Genomic DNA, 22,596 nt, shown 5'->3' with positions numbered 1-22,596 from the left:
CATACATACTAATCTAACATTAAAGGGGTAATTATCTATGCTGATTGGTGGAATTGAAGCAGGTGGGACAAAATTCGTTTGCGGAGTTGGAAATGAGAATGGAGAGATCTTAGAAAGAGTCACTTTTCCAACCACAACACCGGAAGAAACAATGGCAAAGGTAATCTCATTTTTCCATGAATATGAGGTCAAGGCTATAGGCGTTGGTTCATTTGGTCCAGTCGATGTAGACATAAAAAGTGAAACGTACGGTTATATCACGCAAACACCAAAGGTAAAATGGAAAAATTATGATATGCTTGGAGAACTAAAAAAACATTTTTCTGTACCGATGGGCTTTCATACAGATGTAACGGCAGCCGCTCTAGCTGAATCTATATGGGGAGCAGCAAAGGGATTGGACAGTTGTATCTATATGACAGTAGGAACGGGAATTGGTGTCGGCGCTGTCATAAACGGTAAGCCATTCCAAGGGCTAACTCATCCTGAAATGGGCCACATCATTGTGAAACGTCATCCAAGGGATACTTTTGAAGGATTCTGTCCATATCATGGAGACTGCCTGGAGGGATTAGCTGCAGGTCCATCCCTTGAAAAAAGATGGAATAAAAAAGGGAAAGAGTTAACGAATTATCCTGAAGTATGGGAGATTGAAGCCTACTATCTCGCTCAGGGGCTAATGAATTACATTCTAGTTCTATCTCCGAAAAAAGTTATAGTCGGCGGCGGTGTAATGAAGCAAGAACATTTATTACCGCTCGTTCGCAAACAAGTATTGGAGATGTTAAATGGATACGTAGACATACCTGAGTTAACGGTAGAAAATATCGATACCTACATTGTATTACCTGAAATTGGCGATAATGCTGGACTGGCTGGGGCAATTGCTCTTGGGGTAGAAGGTATGATTTAATTAAAAGGTTGCAGGATTGTGACTCCTCTTGGATTTAGAGGAGTTTTTATCTTTTTTATCCGTCTGTTTCTGTATAGGTATTATAGAACTGTCTGTAATTAAAACTTTCGTTAGTTAAATAATATTTACAACTATAAAAATAATAATTGCCCATAAAACCATTGAGATTGACAAGCCCATAGGCGCCTTTTGCGAATGGCCACTTTTTCATTTTTATCACGACCCGTTAAGCTTGGTTGAATATTTTCACCCAATAGATCCAACTTTGCCATATTTTTATCCCATTGATGACAAAAATCAGATCCACTTCTGCCAAGCAGAGAACCACCCTCCTATATAATGGAATTGCACTACGCTGTGCTCAACTATTATATAGGAGGTTTTTCTGCGGTTAAATACCGAGAAATCCTTAGGCTGCATGCCCAAGGAGTAAGTCAAAGGGGGATTGCTTCTAGTTGTGCCAACTCGAGAAATACGATTAGAGAAGTATTTAAAAGGGCTCAAAAGTTAAATGTTTCTTGGCCATTCGAGGAGTGATTACGGCCAGTGAAATGTACCACCAATGACATTCTATTTACCACCCAGTGACAAGAAATGTACCAGTAAATGACAAGCTATTTACCACTATGCCTTCTGTATAATTAGTGAGCACACCATCGGGTGTGCCATTATTATTCAGGAGGTATTTTAGTATGATTCATTATCGAAAGATTTTGGAATTACACAATGAGGGCATCAGCCTTAGAGGCATTGCTTCAAGTACTGGTCATTCTCGTCAAAAAGTAACAGAGATCATCGGCCTTGCCGAAAAGAAGGGGTTAGTCTGTCCGTTAGAGGAAGAAATGACGGATAAGTGGATTGAGGAATTCCTTTTTCCTGAGAAGACACTGGAGGCTTCAGGTCGACACCCCTTGAATTTTGACTATATTCATGAAGAGTTGGCAAAGCCCAATGTCACACTTTCACTTCTCCACCATGAATATGAAGCTGAATGTAGAGCGAGCCAGAAGATTCCATACTCTTATCGTAGTTTTTTGCGTCATTACAGCAATTATGCAGATAAGTACAAAGCTACTTTGCGCATTCGTAGAAAACCAGGCGAAATCATCGAAGTCGATTGGGCGGGTTCCACAGCATTCATCATTGATAGAGATACTGGAGAAAAGGTAAAAGCCTATGTGTTCGTTGCGACACTGCCGTGCAGCCAGTTATCATACGCAGAGGCAAGCTTATCTATGGATTCGCATTCATGGATTACACTTCACAATAATGCGTATAAGTATTTTGGTGGAACGACACAGATTGTAGTTCCAGACAACCTTAAAACTAGCGTTACGAAGCATACGACCCGTGAATTGATATTAAATCCTGCCTACAAAGAGATGGCGGACTACTACAACACTGTCGTCATGCCGGCGAGGGTGCGTAAACCGAAAGATAAAGCTAGTGTAGAAGGTTCGGTTGGAGTTATCTCTACCTGGATTATTGCAGCATTAAGAAATACGCATTGTTTTACTATTGATGAATTGAACGAAGAGGTTCGGAAGAAATTAGATAAATTTAATAAGAGACCCTTTACTCGGAAAAAAGGGTCTCGTTGGTCAGCATTTGAAGAAGAGGAGAAATTTGCGCTTTCTCCCCTTCCACTAGCACCTTATAAAATGTCTGAATGGAAAAAGACAACTGTAGCCCCTGACTATCACGTTTCTTTCGATAGCATGTTTTATTCTGTGCCATACGAATATATCAATCGAGAAGTCGAGGTGAGAGTGACAGATAACCTCATAGAAGTATTTTTTAACCATATGAGAATTGCATCTCATAAACGATTATATGGAAAATTTGGACAGACGACCACCATTCACGATCATATGCCAGATAATCACAAGTTATTCGTTGATCAAACCCCAGAAGTTGCGATTGAATGGGCAGAAAATATCGGAGAATCAACATTAAGCGTAATTCGATATCTTCTAGATACTTCACAAACAGAGAAGCTAGCCCTACAATCTATATTTTCTTTAAAAAAATTTGAGCGTCGTTACACAAAATATGAGATTGAACGTGCTTGTAAAATGGTGCTCTCAATGACTAAAAGACCAACGGTCAAAAGTATTCAAACTCTACTGAAGACTAACAAAAAGAATGACGCAGAGCAAGAATTAAAACGGAAAACAGATATCAACAAAAATAATTACGGCTTTACACGTGGAGCTTCTTACTATGGGGGAACGGATAAATGATGAATGAACAAACTTTAACCAAATTAATCGAGATGAAATTAAGTGGGATGGCAGAAGCCTATAAGGAACAATCAGCGAATAAAGAATTTCAAAAAATGACTTTTGAAGATAGGTTTAGTTTACTTGTCGATTTAGAACATGCCCGCCGAAGGAGTAATAAACTTCAACGGTTAATCAAAACTGCGTCTTTTCTTAACTCCAATGCATGTATTGAAGACCTGGAATATCATGAAGATCGTAGGTTAAATAAAGACCTGATTTTGAAGTTGGCTAGTTGTAGCTATATCCTGGATGGTCACAATATCATATTAAAAGGGCCTACTGGTTCAGGAAAGTCATTCTTAGCTACTGCCTTCGGAGTATCTGCTTGTCGACAATTTTTTAATGTCAAATACATTCGTTTACCAGAATTACTAGATGAACTGTCACTCGCTAAATTAGCAGCAGACGGAAGTTATAGGAAAACCATAAAAAAATATACGAAAGTAGACCTACTCATCCTAGATGAATGGCTTTTAACAGATTTAACAACGGATGAAGCAGCTATCCTTTTAGAAATTACAGAAGCTCGTCATAAGGTTGGTTCCACTATATTCTGTTCACAGATTGACCCTAGTGGATGGCATTTAAAGCTAGGAAATGAAACGATTGCGGAAGCAATTTTAGATCGTATTATTCATGACTCCTATCAAATTCTACTAGATGGAGAAGTTTCTATGTGTGAGCGTCATGGGTTAGGTAGGTAATCATAATATGACCACATTGAATACAAAAAGAGATTCATAAAGTTGAAGAATACTATTATTGGGTGGGTTTCAAAAGCTGAGTCCCTTTCCCAAAGGAACTAAAAGAAAAGCTTTTAGAGGTATACGGTGAGGAACCTCTTCCTTATAACTGGACTGATCAAGATATTTATGAAGGATCTAGAAAGATAATCTTTGATTACTTCAGTAACTACTCTAAGTAAATAAACAACATAAAGGCCCTACAAGATTCCTAAATGATTAATCTGTAGGGCTTTTCTATCCATTGGTATATGTGTTGGCGTAGCCTGGTAAATTCCTTGGCGAACACTGGTAAAAAAGATGGCAAGGGTGGTAAAATCTCTTGGCTGTAATCAAGGAGGATATGACAGATAGTGATCTTCAAGAATTTCTGTTTCCTGACCCCATCCCCCCTAAATAATTGTTTATTGCAAAATAAAAGTGCAGAGCTACTTGAAGGTTGAAGATCTAGTTGTTAGGAAGGAAAGATTAGTAGAAATAGTAAGCTTACTAGTTACACATGATATAAAAAGAATTAATGAGGAATTTTATGACTTAATATCTGGAAACAATGAAAACCCCTTCGGGCTAGATTGGGAAGAGTATGATTCATTGGCACCTACAGGAGGTGACAATGAATGAGCGAGCAAATTCGTTCAATGTGCAATTCTTTAAGGCTGGCTTATGTTTCTGAAATATATGAGTCAATTCCCTTTGAATCTCCGAGCCAGTTCTTAGAGGAATTATTTAAGGAAGAGTTTCGATTACGTGATCAAGCAAAGGTACAGAACTTAATTAAAAATGCTAAATTCTTAGACTCGAAGAGTTTGAGTAACTATGAATGGACCGAAAGGATTCGATTTCCTACACAGATTGATAAAGATGGTTTAATGAGCCTAGATTTCATCAAGCAAAAGCAAAACGTAGTTTTGATTGGCGCTCCTGGGACTGGAAAATCTCATTTGGCAACCGGACTTGGAAGAAAAGCATGTGAAATGGGTTATGAAGTTAGATTTTAACGTGTATCCACACTTATCGAGCAGTTGGAACAGGCGCTGCAACAGGATAAATTACCTTCCTTTAGAAAGAAGTTTGAAAAGGTAGAATTAATCATTCTCGATGAGATGGGTTATCTACCTTTTAGCAAGGAGGGTTCTGAACTACTATTTCAGCTTATTGCAGAATGGTATGAACAGAAAAGCCTAATTGTTTATTGCAAAATAAAAGTGCAGAGCTTTGCAACGAAAAAATGCAGAGTCCGGCACTAAGTTTATAAGTGCATAAAAAAAGACTTGCCAGTCACCCCAAGTCCCACTACATTAATTGTGTCGAGCAATTTTTGAGTGGAGATAGAAAGGATGCTAGCAATGTCTGATATTAATTGTATCAAACACTTACGAGACAAAAAAGGATTATCAATAACAAAAATTAAGGAAACTTTAGGGATTAATTGGAGAACTGCTAAGAAATATGCAGATGAAAATCAATTACCTAAGTCTAAAATTAAAAAGTCTAAAGGTATGATGCATACTGAAAAATGGGGAGATATAGTTTCAGATTGGCTCTTTGAGGATAGTAGGTTAAAGAGGAAATTACGTAGAACAAAAAAACAGATCTATAAAGATCTTCAGGACCTTGGATTTGAAGGTTCCTACAGAACAGTATGTTACTTTATAACAGATTGGGAGAATAGCCCATAATGAGGAGCACGATAAAGGACATGAACGGCTAGAACATCCTCCAAGTGAAGCACAAGTAGACTTTGGTGTTATGGAAGTTGTTAAAGATGGTGAGTTTGTTGATACTCATGCGTTACTAATGTCGTATCCTTACAGTAATGCAGGGTTTGCGATACCATTACCGTCTGAAAATCAGGAATGTTTTCTTGAAGGATTGAAGCTTTTATTTAAACAATGTGGAGGAGTTCCGAGAAAAATACGGATTGATAATTTAACTCCAGCTGTTAAGAAGGTGAGATCAAAAACTGAAGAGGCACAGCTAACAGATGCCTTTATACAATTTCAAAATCACTATGGGTTTGAAGTACAGGTATGTAATCCACGTAAAGGTAATGAAAAAGGAAGCGTTGAAAATAAAGTAGGTTATATACGATACAACTTCTTTACAACTTCACCAGTTATGAATAGTTACGAGGATTTTACTGAAACACTTCGTGTTCAACTGGAAAAGGATCGCCAGAGACTTCACTATGAGAAAGAAGTTTTGATCGAAGATCTTTGGAATGATGAGAAGAACTATTTGCTTGAGTTACCAGAGGAAGATTACCCAGTCTTTAAAGAGATTGAGGCAAACGTTAATAAATATAATGAAGCTAAGTTAGATAACACATTAATACATATCCCGAAGGCATCAAATTACCCTTTTATATACTTTGTAGTGTCATGGGATAAATATAAAGCAGTATCACCTGACGGTGAAATCTTATATGAAGATTTTAGACCTTATATGAACAAAAAGAGAGCTATTCCCTGGTTATCCATTTTCAAGGATTGGATTCGAAAACCCAGAGCAGTACCTTATTCAAGATACCAAAAATACTTACCTGGCCGGATTAATGACTATTTAATGGTTGAAGATTTAGTCGTTAGGAAAGAAAGATTAGTGGAAATAGTAAACTTATTAGTTACACATGATATAAAAAGAATTAACGAGGAATTTTATGATTTAATTTCTGGAAATAACGAAAATCCCTTCGGGCTAGATTGGGATGAGTATGACTCTTTAGCACCCACTGGGGGTGAGCAACCATGAGTGAGCAGATTCGTTCAATGTGTAAGTCTTTAAGACTCGCTTATGTTTCTGAAATTTACGAGTCGATTCCTTTCGAATCTCCTGCCCAATTTTTAGAGGCACTATTTAAGGAAGAGTTTAAACTACGTGATAAAGCAAAGGTACAGCGCTTAATTAAAAGTGCTAAATTCTTAGACTCGAAGAGTTTAAGTAACTATGAATGGACCGAAAGAATTAGATTTCCAACACAGATTGATAAAGATAGTTTAATGAGCCTTGATTTTATTAAGCAGAAACAAAACGTTGTTTTAATTGGCGCTCCTGGGACTGGAAAGTCACATTTAGCAACTGGATTAGGAAGAAAAGCATGTGAATTGGGATATGAGGTTAGATTTTACCGTGTATCCTCACTAATTGAGCAATTAGAACAAGCTCTGAAGCAGGATAAATTGCCTTCCTTTAGAAAGAAATTTGAAAAGGTAGAATTAATCATTCTTGATGAGATGGGTTATCTGCCTTTTAGCAAGGAAGGCTCTGAACTACTATTCCAGCTTATCGCTGACTGGTATGAACAGAAAAGCCTAATAATCACTTCTAACCTTGAATTTAGCCAATGGAACAGAATTTTTATTGATTCTAGACTTACCGCTGCATTGGTTGATCGTTTAATTCATCATGCCTACGTATTAACCTTTAACGGTGGAAGTTATAGATTAACGAACGCTTTATCACGGGCAAAATAAGTTGAAACGATTGGGTGGCAAAACTCTGCAAAAATTCTTGCGCAACTATGCACTTTTTTCTTGCAAAATACACTAATAATCACTTCTAATCTTGAGTTCAGCCAATGGAATAGGATTTCCATTGATTCTAGACTAACAGCTGCATTAGTGGATCGTTTAATTGATGCCCATGTATTAACATTTAACGGTGGAAGTTATAGATTATCGAACGCTTTATCAGGGGCAAGATAAGTTGAAACGATTGGGTCGCAAGACTCTGCAAAAACTCTTGCGCAACTATGCACTTTTTTCTTGCAAAATACAAAATAATCTCTCTTTAATTATATGACGTTAACATTGTGTATTGGTTAACTAATTTATAAAAAAATTCTGTAATGGAATATCTAATGACTGATTTTATCAAAAAGCACCCCCATAATTAAAAGTAACTGATTAGTCAGTGCATCTTATAGAAGGTGTGCTTTGTTTGAGTTAATATTCGTTGGGTGTTCATTCATTTCGAGTAGGCTGAGTTCCTAAGAAAATTGTTGATGTAATTCTGGTAGTCTTGAATACTTGATGTGTGAAACTTGGTAAGACTATCGAAAATAGTATGATCTGCCAAAGTGCTAATGGTGTGTATTCTTGAAATATAGATAATAAAAAGATATGTAGGTACATAATGGTTAATGAAGATTGACCAATTATTGATAGAGTCTTATTAATTACCAGTATGTCCTCAAGTTTCCTTGAAATCCCCAAAATAAATACAATAAATAAGAGTGGGATTGCTATATCAATAAATAGATGGTTATAGATTTGATATTTGATATCAAGCTTATAGTCAAATAAACCGTATATATTTAGGACTATAAATACTAAAATTAGAATGCCTGTAGGTAAAATGGCATTTTCGATTAGATGACTTATTTTATTTTCATGTTTTTTATAGAGATAGCCTAAATAATAAAAAATAAAAGTAAATAAAACGGTGTTAATGTTCCATACAAAGAAAATATTATTGTAATTAATAGAATCGTAATAGGAAAATAAATAAAAGATTAATGCTACAGCGAACAATACAATATTATTCTTTAACAAAAATATAATATGAAAGAGGATTGACAATACATATAAGCTTGTAACAAACCAAAATACTCCAAAGGTGCCCTTCAAATACTCTCCACCTTTAAAGTAATATTCAATATGTACGTTAAAATCTGGAATCCCAAAAGAGTGATATTGTAAGAATGTTAAAAAAATATAAAATGACAGATAGGGAATCATGAGAGCACTTTGTTTTTCGAAAAACGAAATTAGGTGTTTTTTTATATAAATACCCACTGATCAAGAAAAATAATGGCATGTGAAACCAATAAAAGTAATGAGATATCGACTCGATACCCACATGTCCTATCACTACTGAGATAATTCCAATTCCTTTGGCTATATCCAACCAAAGCTTTCTTTGCTTTTTCAATATGTAACTCCTTTCAAATAGGCAGGGAGCCCTTCCAAAAGACAAATAGTTAATAGCCAAAAATAGTCCTAAATTCAAAATATACATTGGACTATATCATACGAGTATTAATTATGTAAATATAATATTAATGTAACCGCTTGATTCTGACTCGCGCTGTTTAAGTACAACTGTTACACCAAAATCTTTAGGGTAATGCTTGGATTACACTTTTGCTATAATATTCTATCTTCTGATTTTCTCTCTTCTCATAAACTTCTGCACGGGTATTAGTCATTCAAAAGGTAATTTTTTCTCTAAAATCACTAATAAAAGGGCTTGTCATATAGTGAAGTGTGGATAATCGATACTTCGTTGGTAATTCCATTGGGTTCACAAATATGAATATCGGTTCATATTATAAAAATAAAGGAGTGCTTAAGTTTGTACAATATAACTAGAGATTACATTAGGCTCGGTAATTCTCGCAGTGGTCAGAAAATACAAAGAGTACGTTTTATTGTCTCTCATGATACTGGTAATCCTGGTTCAACAGCATATAACAATTGGTCACACTTCAATAATAATCAACCCTCTGCGTCAGCCCATACTTTTATTGATGATAAATACATCTTAGAGATGATTCCGTTAAATGAAAAAGCATGGCATGTCCAATATAATAAACCAATTGATAACCGCATGTTCGGTGACGATGCAAATGATGCTGCAATTGGTGTTGAACTTTGTTGGGGAGGAAAGATTAATTTTCAAGAAGCGTACAAGCGATATGTTTGGTACCACGCATATCTTTGCAAGACGTTTAATTTAGACCCAAGAAAGCATATTGTTGCCCACCAAACATTAGACCCAGAACGTAGGTCAGATCCAATTAATGCACTGAAAAGACATGGAATTACGTGGGAAAAGTTCATTAATGATGTCGTATATCATTTTCAATGGGAGTCCAAACCTAAAGTTTTAGGTGTATCGAAAGGAGACTTGACTGTGCGAATTCAAAAAGGTGATAAAGGAGAAATGGTGAAGTTAATACATTTTTTCTTAGCTTCATTAGGATATACTCAAACAAAGCATGTCGAGATTGATGAGTATCAAGACTTTACTGTTGATGCTGTAAGAAGGTTTCAAGAAGACCAAAAACTTCGAAAGCCTACTCCGGGTGTAGTTGATTTTGAAACATTTAGTGCATTTGCCAAAGTGCTACATGTGTATTATAAAGATAGACTCTAATCAAACAAATAAGTAATAATTTGCAAAGTTTTTGGGTATATAAGTACTGAGGAAGTGATGAAATGCAACAGGAAGATAATTTTCCTAGGGGCCTTTTCTGGGGAACATTACTCAGTATTCCATTGTGGTTATCGTTACTTGGCTGGATTAAGTTTATGTTAAATGGATAAAGTAACGCCGAACCAAGGTTTCCTTAGCAGTAGCCCTGTCTCAGCCGAGGTAGGGTTTATTTTCTTTAAACAAAATGTTACTTAAATATTGAAATACAAAAAGGAGGGGCGTATTGAAATGATATTGCTATTTGTGGGCTTTGTAATAATGGTTAGTGGAATGTACTACGTACCTATAAAAGAAGTTGAATACACACGTTTGGGAGATAAAGCCCCTCTAAGTATTTATCTGTTGATAGGGGTACTACTTTTAGTTTCGATGTTGTATGTTCCATTTATTTGTTTGATTTTATTAGATGGATTATATATGAGAGGTTATTTAGACTCTAATAATAGGACATCTACGCTCTTGTATTATCTTATCAGCGTTCTGTCACTATATACATTCGTTTATAAATTTTATACGTATCGATTATATAAAGAAAGAGAATCTTACCGGTGAAACTCAATTAGGTGGTGCAGTCATATTTATTCGCATAGAAAAATAGTTACTTCGAACACTCATTCCATTTTCAAAATATAGACGAAAAAGGCCCTTTATCCAAGTAATAGATATAGGGCCTTGAATTTTTTAATCTAAATTTACAAAGTTTGTTATTCTTTCTCCATTCTGGTAAAATTCAAAACCCATTTCTACTCCATACATCTTTGAAATCGTATTAAATCTACTAACAATGCCGCTAGCAAGTTTTCTCCCGGGACCCATCTCCCAAGTTGAATTGTCATCTAACTCTGTCCAATTATACTCACCTTCTGTATATATTTTCAGTATTATTTTACCTTTATTTTCTTGAAGTTCATAGCCGGTTATATTAATATGCTGATTTTCATTAGTTTCAAGGTTGAAAAAATTTCTATGGTCAGGCAACAAATTCTCAACCTCTTTAATTAAAGATTGTTTTAATTCAGGAGTTAGTACTTCTTGGACATCAGAATCTAAATCAATATTTTTTATAATCTCCTCCAAAAGATTAATTTTTGATTCATGCTCCATGACAAGATGAGATAATCCTTTTTTACTGTCAGCAAATACATTGGAATTTAACAAGGAAAATCCAATAACAAGCACTAGCATTGAGAGAACTATTATTGTTTTTTTCATACAAATACCTCCAAATAGTTTATTTATAGTAAGGTTTCTATGACATTAGTAAAATTCCTCTAAGAATGATTATTTTATCTAAACAGACAGACTTGTAATATCAAAGCGGCGAATAATCTCAGAAGGAATGCACTTTGCTTCCCCGTTTTTCTTTGTTTTAGCCAAACTTATCTATTATAGCTGGTGTGGTTACCCTGAAAAGCTGTTTGAGAACTATAGTCAATGTTACTATTAATCCTGAACGGGGGGGCCTGACCCCCGTTGTGATCCAAGTTTTATCGTACTAAAGTGCTAGGGCTGTATACTAGTTCTTAAATTTTTAGTTAAAGTATAGTACTGTGGCGTGTCGGATTTAGTTGCTGGAATCAATCGGAATATAACAAACTGTATTAGTCGGGTGTCTTGTGAAAATATCGATTTCAAACAAATGTTTGTTTAGTATTCTAGCCTAATGGCATCATGGGACTAGCGATTCAATCAATCGTTTGTTTGGATTTGTATTGTTTAGTAAAAGGGGTTATAGGTCAAACTGTTATACTATCTATTAAATCATAATTCCGACAATTTTGGATGTTAATTGACATTTTCCTACTATTCAAGAAACTGAAGTCGGAAATAGATACATAGGAGGAATTGAATGAAACGAAAGCACAGAATTTGGTTTCCAGTTGCTATGTATCATATCACTGCAAGGGGAAACCGAAGGTCTTCACTTTTTAATCAACGTGATGATTATCTTACTTATCTAGAAATCCTCGAGTTTTTGCGCTCCATGTATCCTTTTACACTTCATTCCTACTGCTTAATGACTAAGCATGTTCATCTTCAAGTACAAACGACGAATTCATATTCATTTAATTGTGAAAGAAATGCACTTTAGGTATGCGATTTATTTTAATAAAAAATATCATTATGATGGTCATGTTTTCCAAGGTCGTTATGGAGCTAAGTTAAACGAGACAGATCAGTACTTTCTTGAAGTAGGTCGGTACATACATCGTAATCCCCTCGAGGCGAAGATGGTGAAAAATCTATCGTCTTATGAATGGAGTAGTTACCCAGCCTATCTTAATCTAGTTGAAAATCATCATGTATCTCCACAGAAAACTCTTTCCTATTTTCAAGAACCACTCCCAGCACTTAAGGGGAGAAGCCGACCTATCTCAAGAAGCTGTATGAGAAGCCATGTCTCTGAGTCGCTCTCACGATAATAACCGTGTTGAATGGAGAAAACGAGGAGTTAAGGAGCGGTAATCGTATTGAGCTGACTTCTGGGTGGAACACACAAACTATGCCCCTGTGAGCTTTCTCACACCCTAGCCCCCTTACTAAGATTCATTTAGTTAGCAATGTCCTCATGTCGATTCCATAGAAAACAACCTAATTGAACAGTGGAAATAAGGAGTGAGGGGGGAGACTCTAAAATTTTATTTTAGGTAATACTTCTTGTTGGCCTGTCCCCTCTATGATAAAGTTTTACAATTAAAGGTAGATCTCCAATTTTGTTTATTAACTTTATACCTTACTTTTCTTCAACCGCTCCTCAAAGAGTCGTTTTTTCTCTTCAAAACTAAAATTGTGTACGGGTTCTACCTCGGTGGAGCTTCCTTCCCTGTACTTTTTCAATCTCTCATCAATTAACCGTTTTTTCTCCTTTGAGCTAGGAGTTTGATTAGGCTCATCGTCTTTGTCTTGTGTGTAAATCCAGTCAGGTAGGAGTTCCTGTCGGATTGGCTTTTTTCTTGGATGGTGGTTCGCTTTTTGCTTATATGCAAGGCGTGCAGTATATACTTCATCCGAAGTTTGATACCCTTTATCCACCCAATCACGTAGGACTGCTTCTACGTAATTCCAGCGTTTTGACGAGTTTTCTACAGCTAGTTTCATAGCCTCGATGACGAGTTCGTCTGATACATCATTGCACCACGTCTTAATTTTATCTTCTAGAAAGCTACCGATTGTGCCAAAGCCATTTTGCTCGAAGAAACGAAATGGGTCTTCTTTTACTTCGTCCTTTCTAGTTTCTTTTGAAGAAGAAGTCTCTGATGTAGTCTTTGGAGTAATCTCTGTAGTAGTCTCTGGTATTGGTGTGTTCAAATTGAGTTCCTCCACATGCCAAGTTGAATCGCTCGACTGTTCAATTTGAACAGCTGGACTGTCCACATTGGCTATATCGTCTGCCTGTTCTGAGCACACCATTTCTTCAACTATATCAGACGGGAAAAGGTCTTTCGTACCAATTGTTTGATTTTCATCAATTCGCTCTTTTATTAGTTCTTCTAGATTTTCATAATGAATGGAATACCACTTCGTTTTGTCTATTTTCAGTTTGTTGAAGTTTTGTGGTAATAGGTAGCCTTGTTTTTCTAGTTTTAAAATGGTTCTTCGAATTGTGCTTTTTGAGATGAACGGGATTTGTTCCGCCAACTGATCATAGGTGAGATATACCCATTTTCGACCAAGTTTGAATTGTTTGCTGCGTTTGAGCCAATAGTGGATTTGTTGAAGGATAATACTTTCATTTGTACCAAGCAAAACGGCAAGAGTAGGGGGAATAAGTAACGGCCTATCATTCAGTAGAATATTTGCATTCATTATGTCTTCATCCTTTTTAATTTAATTTGTGGGGATTGGGAAGGAGGGAGATCAACGTCCCACTGTATTTACATTCCTAGTAGTGTATGCGCTTGCAGTTTTCTTGTTGTGCATATTGTAAGATGCACATAGTGGTGCGCGTATATTGTTTTTCTAACAGATAATGAGATTCGTTCATGGGTAGTTCTAGGTTATTTTTGAATGTAATAATGGATTTGGTTGTATGGTTTCTTTGTTGGGAAGGTATGATAGTTTTGATATGGTGGTAGAATATCCAGTTGCACTCAAACGCAGTTGGTGAATGAGTGGGAAATGCGAAGATATGTCTCCGAGGGTTAATAGGGATAGGTACCTTTTGGATTGCACCAGTTAAATGGGTGACGGCCTTGCGTCTGCCATCATAGGTAGCCCCGCCTACGAGACAGGCAGCTTTTATAATTTGGAGTGGTGTTTGCCTGACGTAAAGAGTTCGATGCTCCTCGATGACAATCGAAGAATACTCAATTTCCCTTGTGGCGAGAATGGCTTGGGTTCTGGGGTTTACTTCATAGATAAGATGAATGTCTTTCATGTGGTTCGCTCCTTTTTATGTGGTGGTAATGCGGGGATTTTCATCAATCGATAAACAATTGGTTAGTTTAGAAGTGAATCAATAATGGAGGAAGACCTGATAGAAGTTGTATATATTAATTCTTTTTGGATTCGGAATTAATAAGTTTTACCATTTTTCTATTCATGATTAAAATGTCTTCATGGAATTCCTTTGGGACGTCTTGATAGATTTCATCAAGCTTAATCATTAAATCAGGTTGTTTGAATAAGCTAATTTTCTGATAATCCCCATAGAGTTCTCCAGGATTTAAGTTAAGTTCCACCGAAATTCTCTCCAACAGACGTAGTGAAGGTTGTTTTATGCCTCGCTCAATTTCGCTTAAATATTTTGAGGTTATGTCTAGTGATTTTGCTAGCTCTACTTGACTGAGCCCTTTCCTTTTACGAAACCTTCGAATGTATTGACCAACAACCGAGTTATCTATCATAAAAATCACCTCTAGAATTAGTAAATCCTAGAAATAATAATATTGAAACACGCTGGTTGTTTGAGTCTTTTGTAATTCAAACTGATAGTTTGAATTCTGGAAAATAATTTTGAAACAGGGGAAAACAGGGGGACGGTTCCGCTGTTCTCCTCCTTTTTAGTAGAACATGAAATCCGTCCTTATGTATTAACCATTTATGATAGAATTGAAGAAAAATGATGTGGGTGATTGTATGAGTAGGTGTGAGCATTGTGAGTCTAATAAAACGAGGCATGTGCTAAGCATTTCTAAAGACAATAGTTTGCACTTGTGTTCTGATTGTTATAATGAACTCATGGCACAGGAGTTAGGTGTAGATGTAGAGCTGATGATTGATAGTTTTTCTTTGAAAGATTATGAGGGAACTAGCCGTACTTTTTATGTGGAGAAGCGGTTAGGCCCAATGGGAATCTTTTTAGAAGCGAATGAAAACAAAGAGTATGGTTATAGATTTGCTGTCCATGGTGAGTTAAATTGCGACCAGCAAGAACTACTTAACAAATTGATCGCAAAGGCTCGTAGGGGCACGAGAAAACAATACGTGAAAGAAGGAGTTTTCCCTAGTGGCCAGAGGTACAATACACTTGCTACTAATCAAATTATAGGGCTTTTAGAATGTGATAAAGCTTCTGATAGGATTCCGCTTGTTATTATTGACGGGAAGCCATTCACGTGGGACCAACTTGGCAAGATGCTTATGTCGTATGAAGGTTTTCAGATAAAGATTGAGATATTTGATGAAACAGATGATGTAGAGTAGGCTGGTTTTAGAGGCGTTTGTCTTTCGATAATTATTGCTTTCCTTACTTAGGTTAGACGTAGTAATCAAGTTGGGATATTTGAGATATCTATAATAAGAAAAGACTGACATAAGGTCAGCCTTTTCTCCAGTATTTCAGTTAGAAATCTTTACCTAATTTGACGCACTTTCATTCCATTGCTCAATTAATTTATGTGCATAAGAATTCAGCTTCGTTTTTAACTTCAAATCAACCTGCGTTTGAGATTGCTTTTTATTCAAATGGTCGATAAAGTCTTCCATTTGCTTGGTTGCTTGTTTAACTTTTCCTTTGTCTAAATGCTTCTGAGCCTGCTTTAATTTATTTGATAATACTGCTTTTAGTGAACCACTTATTTCATTGTTTACAGTATCTCTCATAAATTCCACATTCAGTGTTGGGTATTGAACTTTATCACCATCTAGCTCCCCAGCAAGAACAGTTTCCCTAATATCCTCGCCAAGATAGAAGCCAATATGTGGAGGCTGATTGTAGGTTGTGTTTTGCCATGCAATCGCCATTCTATACACTGAATCATGCATTAATGTATATAGTCTATAATCAGTTGGAATTGTTGTGCTAAAAATTCGTAACTCTGAGCTGTCAGGTGTTCGGTAAATGATTTCTTCACGCCAATCACCTAGAATATCTGCTTGTAAGGTCGGGTTCGCTTTTGTTCCATTATTACTTACAACGCCTTCAAATGCCTTAATCACATTTGCTGTACCAGTTGTTTCATCATATTTAGTGATTGTTGTACCATCTAGTAATTCATGTAATAAATCTCCATCCCAGTACGTTACGAAATTAACTGGCAATCCAATATCTCTAAAGCTATTTGCTTCAACATGCCCTTGTACATTATAGACACCGCCACCTGTTTCGACAGTTCCTCCACCAGTTCCCCAGAATTCATAACCTGGTTTTGATGTGATGTTCGCAGCTACCCCACGTCCTGCATCCTTATAGGCATAAAATGCTTGAAGTGTTTCTCCGGTTGCTCCATCATGATACTCTAGTGAAGCAACATCTGAATCTTCATGTACACCAAAGACATGTAAACCTTCACGATCAGGGTCAAATGCTCCGACATGTAAGGCATCACCGTGAGACCCTTGAACACGTCCCATTTCTCCATCCATGGCATAAAGAATTGTACCATCATGATCAAGAGTCAAGGAACCAGCTACGATTTCATCGAAGCCATCGTTATCCAAATCACCAGTTGCAAGGTTATGGTTACCTAATGAAGCACCTCTGCCTGCCTCATCTGAATCAAACGTCCATTCTTCAATAAGCTTACCATCTACTAAACTATAAGCAGCAAAGCCTGTTCTTTCATAGTAACCTCTACCATAGATCGCACTTGGAGTAATTCCGTTTATATATGCTAATCCAGAAAGGAAACGGTCCGAACGGTTATAGAAATCATCGCCCCATGATACCCCTCCGTCACCAGGTACTTTTTCCACAGGGAATGCAAAATCAATCGTATCAATCACTTCTCCTGTTTCACCATTGAATACAGATATTAATTCAGGTCCTCCTATAACGTGACCACCATCATTTACCCAATCAGCTTCAGGGTCACCAATTAAGCTAATGACTTTATTAGGATCGTAAACCCCATTTGTTGCACCATAAACAGTTGTTCCATCGGCTGTTTTAATCAGAAACTCCGATTTTCCATTCCCATCCATATCCCCAACAACAAATTGGTGATATTGAGGACCAGATGTTAGGTTAGGACCCATATCCATTCGCCATAAGAGCGTTCCATCTAATTTGTATGCATCAAAAATCGTTGGGCCTGTGATAACATCTTCTAAGGCAAACATAGAGTTAGAAGGCTGCCATAGGATTATTATTTCATATTCACCATCACCGTCTAAATCTCCTACGCTTGCATCATTAGCAGAGTAGGTGTAGTCTCCGGTCGCAGTTGTACCATCAGCAGGCTTTTGCAACGGAATCGAGAGATACTCTTTTTCAGCTACACTTTTATCGTTTGTTTCAATGGACTTACCATTCACAAGCGTTTCTACCGTATAGTTGTCTTCAGGAGTACCTTGTGAATCAACAAAGTTCGTAACAAATAATGGTTTAGTATTTAGTTTTTCACCATTACGGTATACATTGAATGTCACATCTTTATCATATTCATCTGCAAGTAAACGCCAGCTGATAAATATGCCGTCCTCTGATTGAAGAGCAATTACTCCTCGATCAAGCCATTCCACTTGCTGTGGGCGATCAACAGGCTTAAGACGATTATAGACATATTGCGTAACTTCTCTGTTAAATGAATTATTGACTTTCTCATTCTCAGCTAAAATCCCCTTAAACTCATATACACCAGGCTCGTTAGAATTCCAGTCTTGTCCTACAGTCTCCCACTTTCTTACAGGCATATCTATTTTGCTGTTATCAGCAAGGGTTACTGTCACTTCTTTAGGCAAACCAATTGATTCGATTTCTTCAGTTGTTTCACCCACGTATACACGATGATAAGGGAGTTTATCCACTCGAATCAGTGTATTGTCTGAAACAGGTACATGATAGACTTCGAAATTATCAAGATAGGTTGTCCAGGTGAGGTTATTACCTGCTGTTCGAACACCGGCTAATTTAACTGCTTTAATCGAACCATCAAAATCTACACCTTCTAAACTAGAGGTATATTCTTCAGTCTTACCATCTTGGCTTTCAAGACTTAACTCTACTACGTTGTTAAGAAGATTAAAGTTAACCTTTACATGATACCATGCTTCCGGAACAGTAATATCTGTGTTAGCAGGAGCTTGTTTACCTGCAAAATAAGTTAGTGCAGCATTGTTCGTATTATTCAATGTAAAGACTGTATTTCCTGTATTATCTTCGAATCTTATTTCGCCACCGTTTTCATTAATGTGAGCGCCTTTATCATTTACCTTTCCTGGGTACCAGTCAAATTCAAAAAGAGCGTGGGAACCCTTTACAGGAGAATTAAATTCCTTTGTTGCTACACGTCCACCACTTTGGTCAACGATTCCAAATTGTAACTTTGGAGTTGTGTTCCCTCCAATATCATCTGTATTAGTCGAAAGGGTAGCAGCAAATGTAGTGAAGCCCCACAGGTCGTTAAAATCGCTGTAATGAATCCTTTCAAAGCCATCTACTTCTTCTCCAAATGCAGGTGTTACCGTTGATAATAAAAGAATTAATACGAAAAATACCGAAAGAGTTTTCCTAGTTTTTTTACTTCTTCTCACTTTTCATGTTCACTCCTTTTTTTTATGCCAAGGAATGATGTATAACATGCTGAAGATCTCCCTGGAAAAAGCTATAACTTTTCCTAAGTCTGATAATCTTAGCCTGATAGTCTAAAATGTATGCGCTAACAAAATACTGAATGGCCAAGTGCAAACAAACCCTTGCTATTGTAATTTCACCTCCATTTAAGACGTAGTGATTTCTGATAGTTTTCATTTCCGGAAAGTTAAGGAAATCAACTATTCTATTGTTAGACTAGCATCAGCAAGAATAGCATGTCTATTGCACTTTTTTGAACCAGTTTTTTTATCCTATAGCCTAGTTCGAAAGTCGGAACTATAAAATATTTTCCACTTCCTTGCGTGGATTAGACAAATTTGGGAAAGCGAGGGAAAACTTGGGGACGGTTCGTGTGTTTTCCTAGTATATTCCAGACGAGTTGATAGGACCACTGGGTATTATAGTGAATCCTCTTTTGTTCAATGTATTAGAACACCAATGAAATGTGGGGATATATAGGTCTCTACTCCTATATTATGAGACTGACATTCTATAATTTAACATACTGCTTTTAGGAAGAGTTAAAGAATAGTATGGGTATGTATGATGCTACGGAGATATAGAGTAGGCTGGTTCTGGAGATGTTTGTAATTTACAAGCATCTCTTCGGTTTGTTAAGACTATGTTTGCTAGAAAAAATGGGGAAGGATTTTTGAGGAAAGACAATCAAAGGTTTGCAAGAACAAGGGCAGTATCGTTGTGATTCTAGATAATTTTTACACTGAAATTTAAACATATTTGTCTGAATATTTGAACGGTTATCAGAAAACTGAAGAATAGAATAGGAGTGTAAATATAACGAAATACCTTTAGGAGGGGATACTTTTGAAGAAATGGCTGTTAGCAATTGTCTCATTATTAGTATTTATTTCAATGGCTGCATGTAGTAGCGGAACTGTGGAAGAGTCTTCCAAAACAGGGAAAGATGACACTGAGGAAATCACTCTCAGAATGACCTGGTGGGGAGGACAACCGCGCCATGATTATACCCTGGAACTGATTAAGATGTTTGAAAAGGAAAATCCCGGTGTGAAAATAGAACCTGAATATGCTAGTTGGGATGATTACTGGAAAAAACTAGCCCCTATGGCAGCTGGTAATTCCTTGCCAGATATCATTCAAATGGATGGTGCATATATTTCTCAATATGGAGAAAATGGTCAACTAGCTGACCTAACCCCGTTTATAGATGATGGAACAATCGATACAAGCTCTATTAATAAGGATTTCCTAGTGAGTGGCAAAATTGATGATAAACTCTATGGCTTTTCATTTGGGGCTACAGTAATGTCTGTAGTTTCTAATGATAATCTGATAGATGAGGCTGGGGTTAAAATTGATGATGTTAACTGGACATGGGATGACTTTGAAGAATTTGCTATACAAGTTCATGAAAAGACTGGTAAATACGCAACGAATGGAATGTACCCACCAGACGTATTTTTTCCATACTATTTACGAACTAAAGGTGAACTTTTTTATAGGGAGGATGGGAAAGCTCTAGGGTATGAAGATGATCAACTTTTTGTAGATTACTTTAGCATGCAATTACGATTAGTTGAAGCTGGAGCATTTCCTACTCCTGATGTTCAAAGTCAACTAAAGGGAATGGAAGATGAATTTATTGTTAAAGGTGATGCATCCGTAACATGGAACTGGTCTAACCAGTATATCGGTTTCTCACAACTAACAGAGAATCCATTATCACTTAACCTCCCCCCTCATGGTTCTGAATCCATTTTCTTAAATACGGGTGCATTTTGGTCAATAAGTAAAAACTCAGAACATAAAGAACTAGCAGCTAAGTTCATTGATTTTTATACAAACAATAAAGAGGCAAATAAGATCATTAAAGGTGAACGAGGGGTTCCTTTATCTTCTGAAGTAGTAGAAGGTATGAAAGATGTTCTATCAGAAACTGAACGTAGAGTGTTTGATTTTGTCGAAAAAGCGAAGGGATTTGCGGGGCCGTCAGAACCACCAAAACCTGCTGGTTCTGCAGAGGTAATAAAGGCATTAAAAAGTATTTCAGAAGAAATCTTATTTAAAGCAATAACACCAGAAGAAGGTGCAAAGAAATTTAGACAACAAGCTAACGAGGCACTCGGAAGAGACAGATAATATGTTTGGGGAAGGTATAAATTCGGAACGCGATTTTATACCTTTTCTATAAATTTAGAGACACTCGCATTATATCCATGCATTTCGCCTATATATTGTCATCTGGGAGCATACAATTATTCCAAAGTAACTGTACTACAACATCTATTACTTTGACCTTGAAATTTATAACTGGTAACGTCACTGAGATATAAATATACATGTAAATATAAGTATGGAACTTTCCATTTCGTAACGTGAAGATCCGCACTTGTCTAAATTCAAGATTACAAGGATTCATCGATTAGACTTTATGCAAAGAAGGTATTTTAATAAAACGGAAATGGTTACCTTTCTATTATTACGAGTACTCCTTCACAATTAGATATTTGGAACATGGAAAAAATCAAATTTGCATCAAATAGACGTGACATCCGTTTTGCAAAATGACATGTTCTATCTACTTCTTTCAATATTATCTCTTAATATTTTGATGATCATAACAATAGATTTTTCCTTTGAATTTCTTATTGGTTAAACAATACGCCTTAACTTTATCTGAAACAGGTTTATTGCAAATTGAACATATTGAGCTGAGATTAGCGTTTTCTTTTGATGAATTCGTGTTTAATGCACGTCTATGATACTCTCTCACTGATGAATCTGTAATATTTGCGTTTGAAAAAGAATTGTAAATAGTTGTGATATCAACATTAGTTAGGAGAGGTTCTTTGTGTTGAATCCTCAATACCGAGACCTTCCGAAAGATAAACTCTGACAACTCGATATCATATACTATAATTTCATTGGATGCTATTTTACGGTAATCCAAATCTACTTTGAATGTGCAGCGTTTTGTAAAAGATACCATTGAGATAAATAAGTCATGGTACTTTTTATCAAGTAATGCTGTTAATGCTTTAATATGTCCGTAGTTTTGCACAAAAGGGTTCATCATTTTAAACTTCCCATTAACTAACCATGTTTTTTGATCGTTCCCGCCGTAGATGGTTCCTTGGTAATTTTTAGTTTCAATGACAAAAATGCCGTATGGAGTTAATACCACATGGTCGATTTGTGAATAGCCTGACTTGGCTTTCGGGTTCTTTACGAGGAGATCACTTAAATACCGATAATCCTTCGGTAGTTGATCAAGTTGAATATCAATTTTGTATTCTCCTATTTCACCTTTTCTAGTGGCAACCTGTTTATTATCTCTTTTGGATTCTATCGTGGTCGCATCAGCCTCTTTAGCTTTTTCCTCATTCTTTTTTTTCTTTAAAAAATTTAAGAATAATAGCATGATTTTCTCCCTGTTTTTTCAGCTTTATCATATGTAACTAGACTTAATATTTGCGA

At 36.4% G+C, this 22,596-nt stretch carries 20 protein-coding genes and 3 pseudogenes; 15 read left to right on the top strand and 8 right to left on the bottom strand.

Annotated features, from left to right (window positions below; genetic code table 11):
- The first annotated feature begins 37 nt into the window (after positions 1-37).
- Entirely contained in the window at positions 38-913 is an 876-nt protein-coding gene (locus CZ490_RS15745; protein ID WP_077619785.1) for an ROK family protein, read from the top strand.
- Between the two features lie 131 nt (positions 914-1,044).
- Here CZ490_RS15745 and CZ490_RS22380 read toward each other — a convergent pair whose 3' ends face one another.
- On the bottom strand, positions 1,045-1,185 hold the full coding sequence (locus CZ490_RS22380) for a hypothetical protein (protein WP_159439970.1): 141 nt from the start codon (positions 1,183-1,185) through the stop codon (positions 1,045-1,047).
- Between the two features lie 420 nt (positions 1,186-1,605).
- Here CZ490_RS22380 and istA (CZ490_RS15735) point away from each other — a divergent pair, with 420 nt between their 5' ends.
- The 8 genes and pseudogenes from istA (CZ490_RS15735) to CZ490_RS15700 all read left to right on the top strand — a co-directional run bounded on the left by istA (CZ490_RS15735) (position 1,606) and on the right by CZ490_RS15700 (position 7,645).
- Positions 1,606-3,156, top strand: coding sequence for an IS21 family transposase (gene istA / locus CZ490_RS15735; protein ID WP_077619784.1), 1,551 nt, complete (start codon positions 1,606-1,608; stop codon positions 3,154-3,156).
- A complete protein-coding gene (istB, locus tag CZ490_RS15730) occupies positions 3,153-3,902 on the top strand; it encodes an IS21-like element helper ATPase IstB (protein WP_200801595.1) in 750 nt (249 codons plus the stop codon). The genes istA (CZ490_RS15735) and istB (CZ490_RS15730) overlap by 4 nt, the downstream gene beginning before the upstream one ends.
- A gap of 471 nt (positions 3,903-4,373) precedes the next feature.
- Positions 4,374-4,562 carry a hypothetical protein gene (locus tag CZ490_RS15720; RefSeq protein ID WP_077619783.1) on the top strand — a complete coding sequence of 63 codons (189 nt, stop codon included), beginning with the start codon at positions 4,374-4,376 and terminating at the stop codon, positions 4,560-4,562.
- Positions 4,559-5,188: pseudogene (locus tag CZ490_RS22725) on the top strand (ATP-binding protein). The gene CZ490_RS15720 and the pseudogene CZ490_RS22725 overlap by 4 nt, the downstream one beginning before the upstream one ends.
- Positions 5,189-5,287: 99 nt before the next feature.
- Positions 5,288-5,620 (top strand): hypothetical protein, encoded by a 333-nt coding sequence (locus CZ490_RS23055; protein WP_327078413.1) that lies wholly within the window; start codon positions 5,288-5,290, stop codon positions 5,618-5,620.
- On the top strand, positions 5,601-6,692 hold the full coding sequence (gene istA, locus CZ490_RS15710) for an IS21 family transposase (RefSeq protein ID WP_327078420.1): 1,092 nt from the start codon (positions 5,601-5,603) through the stop codon (positions 6,690-6,692). The genes CZ490_RS23055 and istA (CZ490_RS15710) overlap by 20 nt, the downstream gene beginning before the upstream one ends.
- The gene (gene istB, locus CZ490_RS15705) at positions 6,689-7,414 is read left to right on the top strand and encodes an IS21-like element helper ATPase IstB (RefSeq protein ID WP_077619782.1); all 726 of its coding nucleotides are present in this window, start codon (positions 6,689-6,691) and stop codon (positions 7,412-7,414) included. The genes istA (CZ490_RS15710) and istB (CZ490_RS15705) overlap by 4 nt, the downstream gene beginning before the upstream one ends.
- A 9-nt stretch (positions 7,415-7,423) precedes the next feature.
- Positions 7,424-7,645 carry an ATP-binding protein gene (locus tag CZ490_RS15700; protein WP_077619781.1) on the top strand — a complete coding sequence of 74 codons (222 nt, stop codon included), beginning with the start codon at positions 7,424-7,426 and terminating at the stop codon, positions 7,643-7,645.
- Between the two features lie 258 nt (positions 7,646-7,903).
- Here the strand turns inward: CZ490_RS15700 and CZ490_RS15695 are convergent.
- Positions 7,904-8,960 (bottom strand): annotated as a pseudogene (locus tag CZ490_RS15695) (acyltransferase family protein).
- Between the two features lie 318 nt (positions 8,961-9,278).
- On the opposite strand from CZ490_RS15695, the pseudogene CZ490_RS22720 reads away from it, so the two are divergent.
- Positions 9,279-9,794: pseudogene (locus tag CZ490_RS22720) on the top strand (peptidoglycan recognition protein family protein); the annotation flags it as partial.
- Positions 9,795-9,887: 93 nt separating this feature from the next.
- Positions 9,888-10,100 carry a peptidoglycan-binding domain-containing protein gene (locus CZ490_RS22715; protein WP_234987315.1) on the top strand — a complete coding sequence of 71 codons (213 nt, stop codon included), beginning with the start codon at positions 9,888-9,890 and terminating at the stop codon, positions 10,098-10,100.
- 741 nt (positions 10,101-10,841) lie between these two features.
- Here CZ490_RS22715 and CZ490_RS15675 read toward each other — a convergent pair.
- Positions 10,842-11,372 (bottom strand): hypothetical protein, encoded by a 531-nt coding sequence (locus CZ490_RS15675; RefSeq protein ID WP_077619776.1) that lies wholly within the window; start codon positions 11,370-11,372, stop codon positions 10,842-10,844.
- Between the two features lie 637 nt (positions 11,373-12,009).
- Between CZ490_RS15675 and CZ490_RS22710 the strand changes: the two genes are divergently transcribed.
- Together CZ490_RS22710 and CZ490_RS22705 are read left to right on the top strand one after the other, a co-directional pair.
- The gene (locus CZ490_RS22710) at positions 12,010-12,252 is read left to right on the top strand and encodes a transposase (RefSeq protein ID WP_234987250.1); all 243 of its coding nucleotides are present in this window, start codon (positions 12,010-12,012) and stop codon (positions 12,250-12,252) included.
- A complete protein-coding gene (locus CZ490_RS22705; protein WP_234987249.1) occupies positions 12,242-12,583 on the top strand; it encodes a hypothetical protein in 342 nt (113 codons plus the stop codon). The genes CZ490_RS22710 and CZ490_RS22705 overlap by 11 nt, the downstream gene beginning before the upstream one ends.
- 304 nt (positions 12,584-12,887) lie before the next feature.
- Here the strand turns inward: CZ490_RS22705 and CZ490_RS15665 are convergent, their stop codons facing one another.
- From CZ490_RS15665 to CZ490_RS15655, 3 genes are all read right to left on the bottom strand, one after another.
- Positions 12,888-13,967, bottom strand: coding sequence for a DnaD domain-containing protein (locus CZ490_RS15665; RefSeq protein ID WP_077619775.1), 1,080 nt, complete (start codon positions 13,965-13,967; stop codon positions 12,888-12,890).
- A 76-nt stretch (positions 13,968-14,043) separates the two neighbouring features.
- Positions 14,044-14,538, bottom strand: coding sequence for a competence protein ComK (locus tag CZ490_RS15660; RefSeq protein WP_077619774.1), 495 nt, complete (start codon positions 14,536-14,538; stop codon positions 14,044-14,046).
- 115 nt (positions 14,539-14,653) lie between these two features.
- The gene (locus CZ490_RS15655; RefSeq protein ID WP_077619773.1) at positions 14,654-15,007 is read right to left on the bottom strand and encodes a helix-turn-helix domain-containing protein; all 354 of its coding nucleotides are present in this window, start codon (positions 15,005-15,007) and stop codon (positions 14,654-14,656) included.
- A 196-nt stretch (positions 15,008-15,203) separates the two neighbouring features.
- Between CZ490_RS15655 and CZ490_RS15650 the strand changes: the two genes are divergently transcribed.
- Positions 15,204-15,806, top strand: coding sequence for a DUF7686 domain-containing protein (locus tag CZ490_RS15650; RefSeq protein WP_142255391.1), 603 nt, complete (start codon positions 15,204-15,206; stop codon positions 15,804-15,806).
- A 153-nt stretch (positions 15,807-15,959) separates the two neighbouring features.
- Here CZ490_RS15650 and CZ490_RS15645 read toward each other — a convergent pair whose 3' ends face one another.
- Positions 15,960-19,076 (bottom strand): rhamnogalacturonan lyase family protein, encoded by a 3,117-nt coding sequence (locus CZ490_RS15645; RefSeq protein WP_077619771.1) that lies wholly within the window; start codon positions 19,074-19,076, stop codon positions 15,960-15,962.
- Between the two features lie 886 nt (positions 19,077-19,962).
- On the opposite strand from CZ490_RS15645, the gene CZ490_RS15640 reads away from it, so the two are divergent.
- Positions 19,963-21,258: an ABC transporter substrate-binding protein gene (locus CZ490_RS15640; protein ID WP_077619770.1), complete on the top strand. Its 1,296-nt coding sequence runs from the start codon at positions 19,963-19,965 to the stop codon at positions 21,256-21,258.
- A gap of 454 nt (positions 21,259-21,712) precedes the next feature.
- On the opposite strand, the gene CZ490_RS15635 is transcribed toward CZ490_RS15640, so the two are convergent.
- Positions 21,713-22,540, bottom strand: a complete 828-nt coding sequence (locus tag CZ490_RS15635; protein WP_077619769.1) for a nuclease-related domain-containing protein — start codon at positions 22,538-22,540, stop codon at positions 21,713-21,715.
- Positions 22,541-22,596 lie beyond the last annotated feature (56 nt).

It is taken from the genome of Litchfieldia sinesaloumensis (assembly GCF_900156865.1).
Taxonomy (GTDB): Bacteria; Bacillota; Bacilli; order Bacillales; family Bacillaceae_L; genus Ferdinandcohnia; species Ferdinandcohnia sinesaloumensis.
Note: the sequence above shows the minus strand (reverse complement) of the source record. Positions and strands in the feature narration are given on the sequence as shown.

Bases quoted from the DNA above. Each gene is read 5' to 3' on its own strand.
- CZ490_RS15745 (WP_077619785.1), top strand. From the start codon at position 38: ATGCTGATTGGTGGAATTGAAGCAGGTGGGACAAAATTCGTTTGCGGA.
- CZ490_RS22380 (WP_159439970.1), bottom strand. From the start codon at position 1,185: ATGGCAAAGTTGGATCTATTGGGTGAAAATATTCAACCAAGCTTAACG.
- istA (WP_077619784.1), top strand. From the start codon at position 1,606: ATGATTCATTATCGAAAGATTTTGGAATTACACAATGAGGGCATCAGC.
- istB (WP_200801595.1), top strand. From the start codon at position 3,153: ATGATGAATGAACAAACTTTAACCAAATTAATCGAGATGAAATTAAGT.
- CZ490_RS23055 (WP_327078413.1), top strand. From the start codon at position 5,288: ATGTCTGATATTAATTGTATCAAACACTTACGAGACAAAAAAGGATTA.
- istB (WP_077619782.1), top strand. From the start codon at position 6,689: ATGAGTGAGCAGATTCGTTCAATGTGTAAGTCTTTAAGACTCGCTTAT.
- CZ490_RS22715 (WP_234987315.1), top strand. From the start codon at position 9,888: ATGGTGAAGTTAATACATTTTTTCTTAGCTTCATTAGGATATACTCAA.
- CZ490_RS15675 (WP_077619776.1), bottom strand. From the start codon at position 11,372: ATGAAAAAAACAATAATAGTTCTCTCAATGCTAGTGCTTGTTATTGGA.
- CZ490_RS22710 (WP_234987250.1), top strand. From the start codon at position 12,010: ATGAAACGAAAGCACAGAATTTGGTTTCCAGTTGCTATGTATCATATC.
- CZ490_RS22705 (WP_234987249.1), top strand. From the start codon at position 12,242: ATGCACTTTAGGTATGCGATTTATTTTAATAAAAAATATCATTATGAT.
- CZ490_RS15665 (WP_077619775.1), bottom strand. From the start codon at position 13,967: ATGAATGCAAATATTCTACTGAATGATAGGCCGTTACTTATTCCCCCT.
- CZ490_RS15660 (WP_077619774.1), bottom strand. From the start codon at position 14,538: ATGAAAGACATTCATCTTATCTATGAAGTAAACCCCAGAACCCAAGCC.
- CZ490_RS15655 (WP_077619773.1), bottom strand. From the start codon at position 15,007: ATGATAGATAACTCGGTTGTTGGTCAATACATTCGAAGGTTTCGTAAA.
- CZ490_RS15650 (WP_142255391.1), top strand. From the start codon at position 15,204: ATGATAGAATTGAAGAAAAATGATGTGGGTGATTGTATGAGTAGGTGT.
- CZ490_RS15635 (WP_077619769.1), bottom strand. From the start codon at position 22,540: ATGCTATTATTCTTAAATTTTTTAAAGAAAAAAAAGAATGAGGAAAAA.